Source organism: Nitrobacter sp. CN101, from assembly GCF_055390255.1.
The window spans coordinates 1,097,790-1,111,232 of the sequence record NZ_AP038833.1; the positions used below are offsets into that span (position 1 = coordinate 1,097,790).

12 protein-coding genes are annotated in these 13,443 nt (G+C 60.2%); 8 read left to right on the plus strand and 4 right to left on the minus strand.

What is annotated here, in order from left to right; translation table 11 throughout:
- The first annotated feature begins 19 nt into the window (after positions 1-19).
- The 6 genes from ACZ5IL_RS05335 (at position 20) to ACZ5IL_RS05360 (ending at position 5,614) form a co-directional block, all read left to right on the plus strand.
- Positions 20-1,009 carry a sulfate ABC transporter substrate-binding protein gene (locus ACZ5IL_RS05335; protein WP_464595610.1) on the plus strand — a complete coding sequence of 330 codons (990 nt, stop codon included), beginning with the start codon at positions 20-22 and terminating at the stop codon, positions 1,007-1,009.
- A 75-nt stretch (positions 1,010-1,084) separates the two neighbouring features.
- Positions 1,085-1,870, plus strand: a complete 786-nt coding sequence (gene cysT / locus ACZ5IL_RS05340) for a sulfate ABC transporter permease subunit CysT (RefSeq protein WP_464596828.1) — start codon at positions 1,085-1,087, stop codon at positions 1,868-1,870.
- Positions 1,871-1,881: 11 nt separating this feature from the next.
- On the plus strand, positions 1,882-2,751 hold the full coding sequence (gene cysW / locus ACZ5IL_RS05345; RefSeq protein ID WP_464595611.1) for a sulfate ABC transporter permease subunit CysW: 870 nt from the start codon (positions 1,882-1,884) through the stop codon (positions 2,749-2,751).
- Positions 2,741-3,790 (plus strand): sulfate/molybdate ABC transporter ATP-binding protein, encoded by a 1,050-nt coding sequence (locus ACZ5IL_RS05350; protein WP_464595612.1) that lies wholly within the window; start codon positions 2,741-2,743, stop codon positions 3,788-3,790. Before cysW ends, ACZ5IL_RS05350 begins: the two co-directional genes overlap by 11 nt.
- Positions 3,791-4,147: 357 nt before the next feature.
- The gene (locus ACZ5IL_RS05355; RefSeq protein ID WP_425906395.1) at positions 4,148-4,657 is read left to right on the plus strand and encodes a CAP domain-containing protein; all 510 of its coding nucleotides are present in this window, start codon (positions 4,148-4,150) and stop codon (positions 4,655-4,657) included.
- A 168-nt stretch (positions 4,658-4,825) separates the two neighbouring features.
- On the plus strand, positions 4,826-5,614 hold the full coding sequence (locus ACZ5IL_RS05360; RefSeq protein ID WP_464595613.1) for a 3-hydroxybutyrate dehydrogenase: 789 nt from the start codon (positions 4,826-4,828) through the stop codon (positions 5,612-5,614).
- 75 nt (positions 5,615-5,689) lie between these two features.
- Here the strand turns inward: ACZ5IL_RS05360 and ACZ5IL_RS05365 are convergent, their stop codons facing one another.
- Together ACZ5IL_RS05365 and ACZ5IL_RS05370 are read right to left on the minus strand one after the other, a co-directional pair.
- A complete protein-coding gene (locus ACZ5IL_RS05365; protein WP_464595614.1) occupies positions 5,690-7,069 on the minus strand; it encodes a flippase in 1,380 nt (459 codons plus the stop codon).
- Between the two features lie 110 nt (positions 7,070-7,179).
- Entirely contained in the window at positions 7,180-8,022 is an 843-nt protein-coding gene (locus ACZ5IL_RS05370; protein WP_464595615.1) for a protein-disulfide reductase DsbD domain-containing protein, read from the minus strand.
- 139 nt (positions 8,023-8,161) lie between these two features.
- On the opposite strand from ACZ5IL_RS05370, the gene ACZ5IL_RS05375 reads away from it, so the two are divergent.
- Positions 8,162-8,812, plus strand: coding sequence for a YqgE/AlgH family protein (locus tag ACZ5IL_RS05375; RefSeq protein WP_309774931.1), 651 nt, complete (start codon positions 8,162-8,164; stop codon positions 8,810-8,812).
- 44 nt (positions 8,813-8,856) lie between these two features.
- Here the strand turns inward: ACZ5IL_RS05375 and ACZ5IL_RS05380 are convergent, their stop codons facing one another.
- Entirely contained in the window at positions 8,857-11,733 is a 2,877-nt protein-coding gene (locus tag ACZ5IL_RS05380; protein WP_464596830.1) for an EAL domain-containing protein, read from the minus strand.
- Positions 11,734-11,981: 248 nt separating this feature from the next.
- A complete protein-coding gene (locus tag ACZ5IL_RS05385) occupies positions 11,982-12,980 on the minus strand; it encodes an NAD(P)H-quinone oxidoreductase (RefSeq protein WP_464595617.1) in 999 nt (332 codons plus the stop codon).
- 216 nt (positions 12,981-13,196) lie between these two features.
- Here ACZ5IL_RS05385 and ACZ5IL_RS05390 point away from each other — a divergent pair, with 216 nt between their 5' ends.
- The gene (locus ACZ5IL_RS05390; RefSeq protein ID WP_464595618.1) at positions 13,197-13,385 is read left to right on the plus strand and encodes a DUF1192 domain-containing protein; all 189 of its coding nucleotides are present in this window, start codon (positions 13,197-13,199) and stop codon (positions 13,383-13,385) included.
- The last annotated feature ends 58 nt before the right edge of the window (positions 13,386-13,443 follow it).

A 13,443-nucleotide genomic window follows, 5' to 3' on the forward strand; every position in this document is an offset into this window, starting at 1 on the left:
GGGCCTTATGGAGATGGGAATGCTTCGTCGAAGCTTTATGGTTTTGGCTGGATTGATATGGGCTGGTTCTGCCTACGCGGCCGACGTGTCGTTGCTGAATGTCTCATACGATCCGACTCGAGAGCTTTATGCTGATTTCAACAAGGCGTTTGCGGCGCATTATCAAAAGGAAACCGGCAAGAGCGTCGAGATCAAGCAGTCTCATGGCGGCTCCGGAAAGCAGGCGCGTGGGGTGATCGATGGTTTGCAGGCCGATGTGGTGACCCTTGCGCTCGCCTATGACATCGATGTGGCGGCGGAGCACGGTCTGTTGGCAAAGGACTGGCAGAAGCGGTTGCCGGAGAACTCATCTCCCTATACGTCAACGATCGTTTTTCTGGTGCGTACCGGCAATCCCAAAGCTATCAAGGATTGGGGCGATCTGACCAAGCCCGGTGTCAAAGTCATTACGCCGAATCCCAAAACCTCCGGCGGCGCGCGCTGGAATTATCTCGCGGCATGGGGTTTTGCGCTGAAAAAGCTGGGCGGCGAAGACAAGGCTAAACAGTTTGTGGCCGACATTTACAAACACGTTCCGGTGCTCGATACCGGCGCGCGCGGTTCTACCGTCACCTTCGTCGAACGCGGCGTCGGCGACGTGCTGCTGGCATGGGAGAACGAAGCCTTTCTCGCGCTGAAGGAGTTCGGAAAAGATAAATTCGAGATCGTGGTGCCGTCGATCTCCATTCTGGCGGAACCGCCGGTTGCTGTCGTGGATAAAGTGGTAGACAAGAAGGGTACGCGCGCCGTTGCCGAGGCGTATCTGAAATATTGGTATACCAAGGACGCTCAGGATATCGCTGGGCGAAACTACTACCGTCCGACTGACCCGGAAATAATCCAGAAATATGCCGATGCATTCCCCAAGGTTGAACTGTTCAAGATCGACGACGTGTTCGGCGGTTGGGCCAAGGCGCAGAAGGTGCACTTCAGCGAAGGCGGCATCTTCGATCAGATCTACCAGGACTGATTCAACGGGGCGGAGCGGGACGACGTGAAAGGAGGATTGGGACGACGTCGGACGCTGCCGGGATTCGGCCTCACCATGGGGCTGACATTGACCTGGCTTTCGATCATCGTTCTGATCCCTCTTGCGGGATTGTTTCTAAAGTCATTTGAACTGAACGTTGCCCAGTTTCTCGATATCATCACCAGCCGGCGAACATTGAACGCGCTCAAGGTTTCATTCGGACTCGCGTTTCTTGCCGCATTGCTCAATCTGGTGATGGGCAGCGTCATCGTCTGGGCGCTGGTGCGCTACCGGTTTCGGGGTCGCCGAATTCTCGACGCGATCGTCGACATTCCCTTTGCGTTGCCGACCGCGGTGGCCGGCATTGCGCTGACGACGCTATTCGCGCAAAATGGCTGGCTCGGCGCACCGCTGGCCGAGCTGGGCGTCCAGGTGTCGTTTACACCGCTCGGTATTTTTGTCGCGATGGTGTTTATCGGGATTCCTTTCGTGGTGCGCACCGTGCAGCCCGTACTGATCGATCTCGATCCGGAGATCGAGGAAGCCGCTGCCAGTCTTGGTGCCAGTCGATGGCAGACAGTGTGGCGTGTTGTTCTTCCAAGCCTTATGCCGGCACTGCTCACGGGGTTTGCGCTCGCATTCGCACGCGCGGTCGGTGAATACGGCTCAGTGATTTTCATCGCCGGTAACCTGCCGAACGTGTCGGAGATCGCGCCGCTTCTGATCGTAATCCGCCTGTCGGAATTCCGCTACGCCGACGCGACCGCGATCGCCGTGGTCATGCTGGTGGTGTCTTTCCTGGTGATCTTCGTCATCAATCGCTTGCAGCGCTGGGCTCGGTCGCAAGAGCAGGCGTACTAGAGGTGGCGTTGATGTCTGAAGCCGCGATCGCGTTTCCGCTTGACCGGACCGATGCCCGCTCCGAGCCGCGCTGGGTGCGTGGACTGTTGATCGGCCTTTGTATTCTGTTTCTCACGCTGTTCATCTTGCTGCCGCTGGCGATTGTGTTCGCCGAAGCGTTGGCCAAGGGCGGGCGGGTGTATCTCGCGGCGCTTGCCGAGCCGGAAGCGTTATCGGCGATCAGGTTGACGTTGACGGTTGCGGCGATCTCGGTGGGTCTCAATCTGGTGTTCGGATTGATTACCGCATGGGCCGTCGCCAAGTTCGAGTTTCCCGGAAAGACGCTGCTCATCACTTTGATCGATCTGCCGTTCTCGGTCAGCCCGGTCGTTTCCGGTCTGGTGTTCGTGCTGTTGTTCGGCGGACAGGGTTTTCTCGGGCCTTGGCTACAGGATAACAACATCGAGATTCTGTTTGCGTTGCCGGGCATCGCATTGGCGACAACGTTCGTGACTTTTCCGTTCGTGTCGCGGGCGCTAATTCCGTTGATGCAGGAGCAGGGGACGGCGGAAGAAGAAGCCGCGCTGTCGCTCGGCGCCTCCGGACTGCAGACTTTCTTTCGCGTTACGCTTCCGAATATCAAGTGGGGCTTGCTCTATGGCGTGTTGCTCTGCAACGCGCGCGCCATGGGCGAGTTCGGTGCGGTATCCGTGGTTTCCGGTCACATCCGGGGTGAAACCAATACGATGCCGCTGCTAGTTGAAATCCTGTATAACGAGTATCAATTCGTGGCGGCGTTCGCGGTGGCATCGTTATTGGCGTTGCTCGCATTGATCACGCTGGTTGCCAAAACGATTCTCGAAGGGCAACTCGACGAGGGACGGCAGGCGCGTGAGCATTGAGCTAAAAAATATCGTCAAGAGATTTGGCGCATTTTCTGCGCTTGGTGGTGTCGACCTGACGATCGCCGATGGGGAATTACTAGCGCTGCTTGGCCCGTCGGGTTCGGGCAAGACGACGCTGCTGCGAATTATCGCCGGGCTCGACTGGCCGGACGGTGGCTCGGTGTCATTTGACGGCGAGAACGCTCTGGCGCGCGGGGCAGGTGAGCGTGAGGTGGGCTTCGTATTTCAACACTACGCTCTGTTCCGCCACATGACGGTATTCGAAAACGTCGCGTTTGGGCTGCGGGTGCAGCCGCGTGCCATTCGCAAGGACGAAGCCAGCATCCGCGCGCGTGTCAGGGAATTGCTCGATCTGGTGCAACTCGACTGGCTCGCTGACCGCTACCCGAGTCAACTCTCCGGCGGCCAGCGTCAACGCATCGCACTCGCCCGAGCGCTGGCCATCCAGCCCCGCATCCTGCTGCTGGACGAGCCGTTCGGCGCGCTCGATGCCAAGGTGCGGAAGGAGTTGCGTCGCTGGCTGCGCTCGTTGCATGAGGAGATTCATGTCACGTCGGTGTTCGTGACTCACGATCAGGAGGAAGCGCTCGAAGTCGCAAACCGCGTCGTGGTGATGGACAAGGGCAGGATCGAGCAGATCGGCAGACCGGGTGAGGTTTATGACAGCCCGGCGACCGCGTTCGTCCATGGCTTTATCGGCGAATCGATTGTCCTGCCCGTCGATGTCCAGGACGGTGTGATTCGGCTCGGCGGCACACCGCTGAATATCGCCGCGGAGTGCGGTGTGTCCGGGCCGTCGAAGCTGTTCGTTCGCCGCCACGATATGCAGATCAGTCCGCCCGGCTGGGGCGGCCTCGAAGGCACCGTGCGGCGGGTGCGGACCTTCGGTCCGATCCAGCGCGCCGACATCGCATTGTCCGACGGCCAGGGTGAAACCATCATCGAGATCGATGCGCCGCGTGATCGCGAGCTTCGGGATGGCGAGGTCGTCGGATTGCGGCCCCGGCGTTATCGCATTTTCGCGGATCCGGCCTAGTGTGGTTTTGGTTCAGACCCTCGCTTCATTGTCTCAGCGAGTCCGTCAACCGAACCAATCTAGAATCATAGGATCGCTTGTGTCCCTTGATCCGGCATTCATATCAAAGATTGCCGCAAAACAGGCGAAAGCCGGTGTCGGGCGCTAGGGGTTTATTCACCTTTCAGCCACCATTGATGTGCAACACCTGCAACTGATTGGGGACTAGTGGCCCGATTCCGACATCGCATGCCGTTTTCAACGCGCCTTTGGCGAATGTTAAGATCGATGGACCTCTAGCAAGTATAAGTTGCTCGCGCCCTTTCGAATCCGAAGTTCGAAGGGCGCAGTGCAGAACTTCGGATTCGGGATACGAGGATGATCCGCACCTTTGCCATGCTTCTTGGCCTGCTGACCGTGGCCGGATGCGTTACGGATAAACCGCCGTCTGACGAGCAGCCGGCGTTCTATCTCGACATGGCCCATGGCGGAGCCAAGCTGGATGCCGCGGTGGCGGCCTCCATGATTTCCGGCTATCGCGCTAATAACAGCCTTGGTCCTGTGACGGTCGATCCCGAACTCATGAAGGTCGCCGAAACCCAATCGATGGTGATGGCCAAACGCAACAAAATGGATCACGACATTGCCGGCACGCTGCCCAAGCGGCTGGCGGCGGCCAGTTATCCGGCAACGTTGGCGGTCGAGAATATCGGTGCCGGTTACCACACCCTCGCCGAGGCCTTCTCTGGCTGGCGCGATTCGCCCCCGCATCGGGCTAACATGCTCAAGAACGGCGTCACGAAATTGGGCATCGCGGCGACCTATGCTCCGGATACCAAATACAAGGTGTTCTGGACGCTGGTATTGGCTTCCACCGACGCGCGATAACGACTGCGTGGAGCAGGTGTCGCCGTGCGACCTGGGCGCGACCGACGTCACGGGGCGGCCTCAGATGGCGGACTAGCGTGGATCCGGCTTGATCGGCAACACTGTGTGCCCGTGCTTTGAGAGAAACACCGCGCCGTCGATGATCCGCGGTTCCGACAGGAGAAGGCGATGACGAATTTGAAAGGCAAGACCGCGGTCGTGACCGGATCAACCAGCGGCATAGGGCTGGCCTATGCCCGCGCCTTCGCCGGCGTCGGCGCAGATATCGTGATCAATGGGTTTGGCACTGCGGCAGAAATCGAGAAGGAGCGCTCCGGCATAGAGACGGAGTTCAAGGTCAAGGCGGTCTACTCGCCTGCCGACATGACAAAGCCCGCCGATCTCGCGGGCATGATCGAACTGGGCGAAACAACCTTCGGCTCGGTCGATATACTCGTTAACAACGCGGGCATCCAGTTCGTTGCGCCGATCGAGGACTTTCCCATCGAGAAGTGGGACGCGATCATCGCCATCAATCTGTCGTCGGCCTTCCATGCCATCCGCGCCGCCGTGCCTGGCATGAAGAAACGCGGTTGGGGCCGCATCATCAATACCGCATCGGCGCATTCGACGGTGGCTTCGCCCTTCAAGTCGGCCTATGTGGCCGCCAAGCACGGAATTGCTGGCCTTACCAAGACGGTGGCGCTTGAGCTCGCGCCGCACAGGATCACCTGCAACTGTATCAGCCCCGGCTATGTCTGGACGCCGCTGGTCGAGAAGCAAATCCCCGACACCATGAAGGCGCGCAACATGACCAGGGAGCAGGTCGTGGACGACGTGCTGCTCGCGGCGCAACCGACCAAGCAGTTCGTCACCGTGGAGCAAGTCGCCGCGCTGGCGCTCTATCTCTGCGGCGACGATGCCGCTCAGATCACCGGAAGCAACCTGTCGATCGATGGCGGCTGGACGGCAGCGTAAGCGATCTTCTTCGCTGAACGATGGATTTGTTTCGTCCATGTCCCGGAATAAATCCGGCCACGACGGGTGACGTTTTTATATAGAGGCCCGCTTTCCAAACGCCAGCACATGCAATCCGAGTCTTCGGCGGACGATCCAAAACAGCAGTACCGTTTCGAACGCGAGCGAGATTGAAGTGGCGGCGGCGGCGCCATGGCCGCCGTAGCGCGGGACGAATGCGAAGCACAGCGCGACGTTCATGCCGAAGGCCAACGCATATGCGGATGCACAGGCGTGCTGATGGCCAAGCATGTTGAGCAGCCGCTCGACCGGGCCGATGGCGGAACGGACCACGAGCCCGATCGCGGCGACGAACATAATGCTGTAGCCGGTGACGAATTGCGGACCGAATAGCCACAGCATCGGTTTGCCGAGTGCGAGCAGCAGCAGCGTTGCCGCAAGCGAGGGCCAGAACGTCCATTTAATCGCATGGGCGAGGTAGGCCGCCAATCGCTCGCGGTCGCCCGCGGCATGGTATTCAGTGAAGCGGTGCGCGGTTGTCGCCGACATGGCGTAGTGAATGAACGACACCAGCGCCAAAGTTTTAACGACGGCGAAATATACGCCGACCTCCTCCGACGAGCGAAACTGCTGCAGCACGAGTACATCGGTGTAGGACAACAGAAGATAAAAGCTCTCGACCAGCAAAATGGGCAACGAGACCGAGAGCCAGCCGCGAAAATCGTGAACCTTCGGCCCGGATGCTACGATCGTGCCCAATCTGCGATTGAGTACGATCATCTGGCCGATCATGGCAATCCAGACCGCCGCTACGCTGGCCAGCATGGCGACGGTGGCGCTGAGGTGAAATCCCAGCGCGAAAGCGCCGGCAGTGAAGCCGATAATCAGCGATTGCCGCACGATGAATTGCGGCATCAGTCCGAGCCGCATCCAATCGTGGGAGCGCGCAATGCCGTCCTGGGTGTTGGCGACCACGAATGCCGGTAGCGTCAGGCAGCCGACATAAAGCGGCACGACCGTCGCCGCATCGATCCACGGCGACAGTACTCTGACCAAGGCCGCGAGCGATATCGAGATCAGCGAGGCAACGATGAATGTCATCCAGCGGCTGCCGCTCAGGAATCCGCGCAGCCGTGCGTCGTCGCCGCTCGCGCGATATTCCGGAATGATCTTCTGCGCCGAGGCCGAGATGCCGAAATCCATCATGCTGCCGAGCAGCAGAACCCAGGTCCAGACATACACGTAGACGCCGTAGTCGGAACCGCCCATCCAGCGCGCGAGAAGGATTTGCGCTAGGTATGCAAGGCCGGCGCTTATGACCCGGATGATGAAGATCGTGCCGGCGAGCCGCTTGGTCAGCGAAGCCTCGCTCGAACCTCCCATTATTGCGCGCAATCGTCCGGTCAGTAAGGGCGATCGCTTCGCAGGGGCGGGTTGGGCGTCCGTCATGGCCACGGCGAAATCCTCGGCGCGGGAAGCGCGCCATGATCCGGACTTAAGCAACGATTCCTTAAGATTCTGTTGGGTGAAACAGATAGGCTTGCATCGCCTCTGACGGTTCGCCATCAATTCAGATTGATATTGAATTCATAGGCGCTTTTGTCGCCGACCAGGGTCAGCTTCAACGCGGCGCCTTCAGCATTCGCGTTCGCCGGTAGGCCGTCGAGCTTGAATGAAAATCGTTTCACCCCGCGCGGCGCGTGCTCGTGCCGGGTCGGGATCGGCAGCGACCAGTCCGGCGTCGGGCCTTCGACGAACAGGTTGACCTCGTCCTTGGGATTCGAGGTTGCGACATCGACGATCACCGTGGATTTTTCGTCGCGCCTGACGTCGCGAATCGTCAAGGGATTAGGGTCCCCGATCCGGGCCGGCTTTGGCACCATATCGAGCGCCGCGGCAAGCGCGCTGTCTTCTGCGCTGGCGACGCTGGCGAAAGCAAGCTCCATAGTGGCTTCGGCGGGAATGCACAGCTTGGCGCATATCGCGAAATTGACGGTTGCGCGCAGCGTGATCGGTTTCTCAGCATTGGTAGCTGCGATCCGCAGCGGCAGCACGATCTGCTCCTTGTAGCCGAGCGCATGGCCGCCCGCGCCGTCGGGAAATTTCGATGGCGCGGGCCACAGCACAGTCACAGCATCGACGTTGTCCGACCGTGAGAAGTCAAACCGCGGCGGCACGCCCGAGTCGCCCGGTGTCCGCCAGAAGGTTTTCCAACCCGGTTCGAGCTGAAACGCGATGCCACCGAGCAGTACCGCTCCGCTGCGCGAGCCCGCGAGCAGGCGGACGGCGGCGTGGCTGCCTTGCTGCCATGGCGAGGAATCTTGGGCCGTCGCAGGAGTTGAAAGCGCACAACCCAGCAATGCGACCGCAACGCAGGGCACCGCGTAAAGAGGAACTTTGATGATCATGCAGCGTCTTTTTACAGGTTGCTCCAAAGCCAAACTATTGAATTGCTTGTGATGTGCTGTTTAGCCGTGGCGGGATGGTTGATTGACAGAATGGGCGCCCAATATCAGGATGGAAGGGCAACATGAGGGTCATTTGCTGATGAATCCAGCGCGTAAAGGGCCTGGCAGGGACCGTCGTCACGCCGACGATGCAGACACGGAGACTGATGACCGCAACTATCTCGACGGCCAGCTGCTGATTGCTATGCCGGTGATGGAAGATGAGCGGTTCGCACGATCCGTGATCTATGTTTGCGCGCACTCGTCCGAGGGAGCGATGGGTATTATCCTCAATCGCCCTGCCGGAAGCGTCGACTTCACCGATTTGCTGGTGCAACTCGACATCATCAAGCGAACCGACCAGATCAAGCTGCCGGAAACCGCCGAGACGATGAAAGTGATGAAAGGCGGCCCGGTCGAAACCGGCCGCGGCTTCGTTCTGCACTCGAGCGATTTCTTCATCGAAGATGCGACGCTGCCCATTGACGAGGGCATCTGCCTGACCGCGACGCTCGATATTTTGGAGGCTATTGCCAAAGGCACCGGGCCAAAACACGCGATCCTGGCGCTTGGTTATGCCGGCTGGGCGCCGGGTCAGCTGGAGACGGAAATCCAGGACAACGGATGGTTGCACTGCCCGGCTGATCAGGACCTGATCTTCGGCCACGATATCGAGGATAAATATACTCGCGCGCTGCACAAGATCGGCATCGATCCGGGCATGTTGTCGAACGAAGCCGGTCACGCCTGAGCGAGCCGAGGTTTTGCCTTTCGGGCGTTGTGCACTGGCCGGTCTCAGCTTGCCGCCTCAAGCCGCTCCTGGGCCAGGAGTCGCATCGTTGCATCGGCGTCCATCGGCTCGCCGAATGCGAAGCCTTGCGCGTACTCGCAGCCCATTTGATAGAGTTCTACCGCATCAGAGTCAGTTTCGGCGCCTTCGGCGACAACGTCCATGCTGAGATCGTGCGCCATTGCGATGATCGACTTGAGAATGACAGGCCGCGTACCCTGGGTTGTGGTGCGCACGAACGATTGGTCGATCTTGATGGTGTCGAGCGGGAAACGCTGCAGGTACGATAGCGAGGAATAGCCCGTACCGAAATCGTCAAGCGAGAGCCCAACGCCAAGTTCGCGAATTCGTTGCAGCATCTGCGCCGCATGTTCGGGATTTTCCATGACCAGCGATTCTGTCAGCTCAAGCTTCAGTGTGCCGCGCGCGATTGATGAGCGCGACAGCACCGAGCGGATGTCGTGGATCAGATCATGCCGCAGCAATTGGCGCGAAGAGACGTTGACGCTGGCGAAAATCGGTGGTTGCGACCGGATGGTGCGCTGCCAGACCGCAAGTTGGCGTGTGGTCTGGTCCATCACGAACGTCCCGAGATCGACAATCAGGCCGGCTTCCTCGGCGATGGTGATGAATTCGTCCGGCGCCATCCGCCCGAGCTTGGGGTGATCCCACCGTGCCAGCGCTTCGAAACCCGCGATCGAGCGGTCCTCCAGCCGGACGATAGGCTGGTACAGGACGGCGATCTCACGCCGCTCGATGGCGCGCCGCAACTCCGCCTCGAGCGTTAGCCGATCGTTTTTCCGGGCGCGCATCGCGGGCTTGTAAACGTCGATCCGATCGCCGCCGATCCGTTTGGAATGGTACATCGCAAGTTCAGCGTCCTTGATGATCTCCTCCGTCAATTGCGTCTGAGGGTCGCTCAGCGCCAGACCGATCGACGCGGTCAGGAAGATTTCGCGGTCATTGAAGGTGATCGGAGCGCGGATGGTCTTGCGGATGGTTTCGGCGAACGCGGTGATGCGGGGCGGATCTTGCTCCGACAACAAGATGAGGCCAAATTGATCGCCGGCAAGTCGCGCCAGCGTATCCTGTGGCTTGAGGATGCGCGTCAACCGCCGTGCCAACGTCAGCAGGATCGAATCCCCGACCGCGATACCAACGGAATCGTTGACCTGCTTGAAACGGTCGAGGTCGATTACCATCAAGGTCGGCCGCAGGCTCGGCATGGTCTTGGCGAAGGTCGCGACCGCGTTGAGACGGTCGATGAAAAGCTTGCGATTTGGAAGGCCGGTCAGGTTGTCGTGCACCGAATCGTGGAGCATCCGCTCCTCGGCTTTCCTGGTCTCGGTGACATCGGTGAGAGTTCCGACCACGCGTGAAACCTCGCCGTCGGACCCGACCACCGGGCGCGCTTTCAGTGCGAACCACATGAAGTGGCCGTCGGACATGCGCAGCCGGAAGTCCTGCACAAGCCGTCCCCGACGCTGTTCGAGTACACTGTCTAGCGCCGCGCGGAACCGGTCCTGATCGAGCGGATGCAGCACCTCCAGCCAGGTAGCCGCCGGACCCTCGAGCGCACCGCGTTTCAGGCCGAGCAGGCTTTCGGTCTCGGGACTGGTGAAGACCTTGTCGGCGGAGACGTCCCAGTCCCAAACCAGATCGCCCGCGCCGGTCAACGCGAGAGCGCGGCGCTCGACGTCGGATACGACGCCCGAGGTGCTGCCTCCGCCAGCGAAAGCATGCTGCATGACCGTGAATCCGATCAGCATTACGATCAGCACGAGGCCGCCGAGCAAGGCGGGGCCGACGATGTCGTTGACGACTTTGCCTTCGATCGCCATTCCGGCTGCGCTGACCCACACCACCAACAGGAACCAGGTCGGGATCAGCAATACGGCGCGATCGAAACCGTGAACCGCGAGATAGACGATCAGCCCGAAGCCGAATATGGCGATCAGGGCGAGCGACATCCGCGCGATGCCGGAGGCCACCGCCGGATCGAACAGGGCAAGCGCCACCAGAGAGCCGAGGAAAGCCAGCCAGCCAAGGGTGATATGCGAATAGCGGACGTGCCAGCGATTGAGATTGAGATAGGCGAATAGGAATACGAGCAGCGTTGCCGCGAGAATCGCCTCGCCCGAGGCGCGCCAGACCCGTTCAGCACCGGCCGACATGTCCAGCACCTTGCCCCAGAAGCCGAAATCGACGCCGATATAGACCAGCACTGCCCAGGCAAGCGCTGCGGCGGCAGGAAACATGATGCTTCCCTTGACCACGAACAGGATGGTCAGCACCAGCGCCAGCAACCCGGAGATGCCGATGACGATGCCCTGATACAAGGTGAAGGAATTGACCTTGTCCTTGTAGGCGTCGGGCTCCCAGAGATAAAGCTGCGGCAGCTTGTCGGTACGCAGTTCCATAACGAAAGTAATGACTGCGCCCGGATCGAGCGTGATGCGGAAGACGTCGGCGGTGGCGCTCTCCTGCCGCTCCGGACGATCACCGGTCGAGGGCGTGATGGTCGCGATGCGCGATTGTCCGAGATCCGGCCAGAGCAGTCCCGAAGACACGAGGCGGTAATGCGGTGCGACGATCAGGCGATCCAGTTGATCGTCGGTGTTGTTGGCGAGCGCGAAAACGACCCAGTGCTGGCCGCCTTCCCGCGCGCGCACCTCGATGCGGCGAATGATACCGTCGGTGCCGGGCGCGGTCGAGACTTGAATGCGGTCTGAGTCGCTATGCTGATGATCGAGGATGGCGGTGAGGTCGATGGCGGGCGCGTCGCTGCGGACGCTGACGGCGTCGACTGCGCGTGCCGGCGATGCCGCGACGAAAATCATGAGGGCCAGCGAAAGACACGCAAGCCACCTGATCGCACGCAATGTCATTTCCCCATGTTCAACATACAGTCCCGCCTTTTTGCGCGGGAGGAGATCGAGACCCGCGCGGAGACGATCCTGGATGTCACAGACCTGGACGTCACAGACCTGGACGTCACGGACCTGGACGTCACAGAAATGAAAGCGAACCCGTGCAAACCCGTCACCTGCTCTCGCCGAACCAGCCGACCGCGCGAGATAGATGACATAATTTCAAAAGGAATTATAGGCTCCCGCAGGTTCGCAGGAATCTAAACTGTCAACACAATTTTGCCCACATGCGCGCTGGTTTCCATCCGCCGATGAGCTTCCGCTGCCTTGTCGAGCGGGAAGCTGCTGTCGATCAGCGGCTTGATTCGTCCCTCGTGCATCAAGGGCAGCACTTTGGCTTCGATGGCGCCGACCATCAAGGCCTTGTCTGCAACCGACTGCGGCCGCAGCGTCGAACCGGTATGGTGCAGCCGCTTCACCATCAGCCTGGCGAAATTAACGGTTGCCTTCGCACCATTGAGAAATGCGATCTGCACGATGCGGCCCTCGAGCGCGGCGGCATCATAGTTCTTCTCGATGTAGTCGCCGCCGACCATATCGAGGATGAGATTGGCGCCTGCGCCGGCCGTCATCGCCTTCACCTCCGCGACGAAATCCTGGAGTTTGTAGTTGATGGCGTGGTCGGCACCAAGGCTAAGACAGGCGTCGGCCTTCTCCTTTGATCCGACGGTCACGATCGTCCTTGCACCGAACGCCTTGGCGAGTTGAATCGCCATAGTGCCGATGCCCGATGAACCGCCGTGTATCAGCAACGTCTCGCCTGCTTTCAATGCGCCGCGTTCGAACACATTGTGCCACACCGTCATCAGGGTTTCCGGTGTAGCGCCGGCTTCAATCATGGAGAACCCGAGAGGGATAGGCATCGCGATCGATTCATGCGCGACGCAGTATTGTGCGTATCCGCCGCCCGAGACCAGCGACATCACTTTCTCGCCGAGTTGATACTTGCTCGCGCCTTCGCCAAGCGCAGCTATCTCGCCGGCGACTTCCAGGCCGGGCAGATCGCTGGCGCCGGGTGGTGGGGGATAGCTGCCGGAGCGCTGTAGGATATCCGGCCGGTTGACGCCGGCCACCGCGACCTTGATCAGGATTTCGTTTGTGCCGGGTGAGGGAACCGGGCGAATCTCCGGCAGAAGAACCTCCGGGCCACCGGGCTTGCTGATGCCGATGGCGGTCATTTGCGCTGGTGGCTTATCCATGGGTCGTCACCGGAGAAACCGCGGGAAAGACGGTCCGATGCTGACTATAGCGTTTTCAAGCGACGTGCGTACCAATTCGTGTGAGAAGCCCGTCACCAAACAAACTCGTCACGGTCAGGCTTCGGATTGCATGAGAAGCGAATAAGCTCTGGACAGCCGGCCGCGAACTGGAAAAATCTGTGACGACGGGCTCTTGAGCTGCAGCGGGACGGGCGCATGACCATCGACGACGACGAACCCAGGAAAAGGATCACGCATGACATCGGGCAGGATCTCTCGCTGCTTTCGGTGAACGAACTCGAGGAGCGCATCGCGCTGCTGACGGCCGAGATCCAGCGCCTGCGGGCGGCTGAAGTGAAGAAGCGTGCCTCGAAGGATGCGGCTGACCGTTTTTTCAAGTCTTGAGAGATGTCTTCTGTCCGGACTGGTCCAACCGGTTCCCCGGTGCCTGCACGGCCGGGGA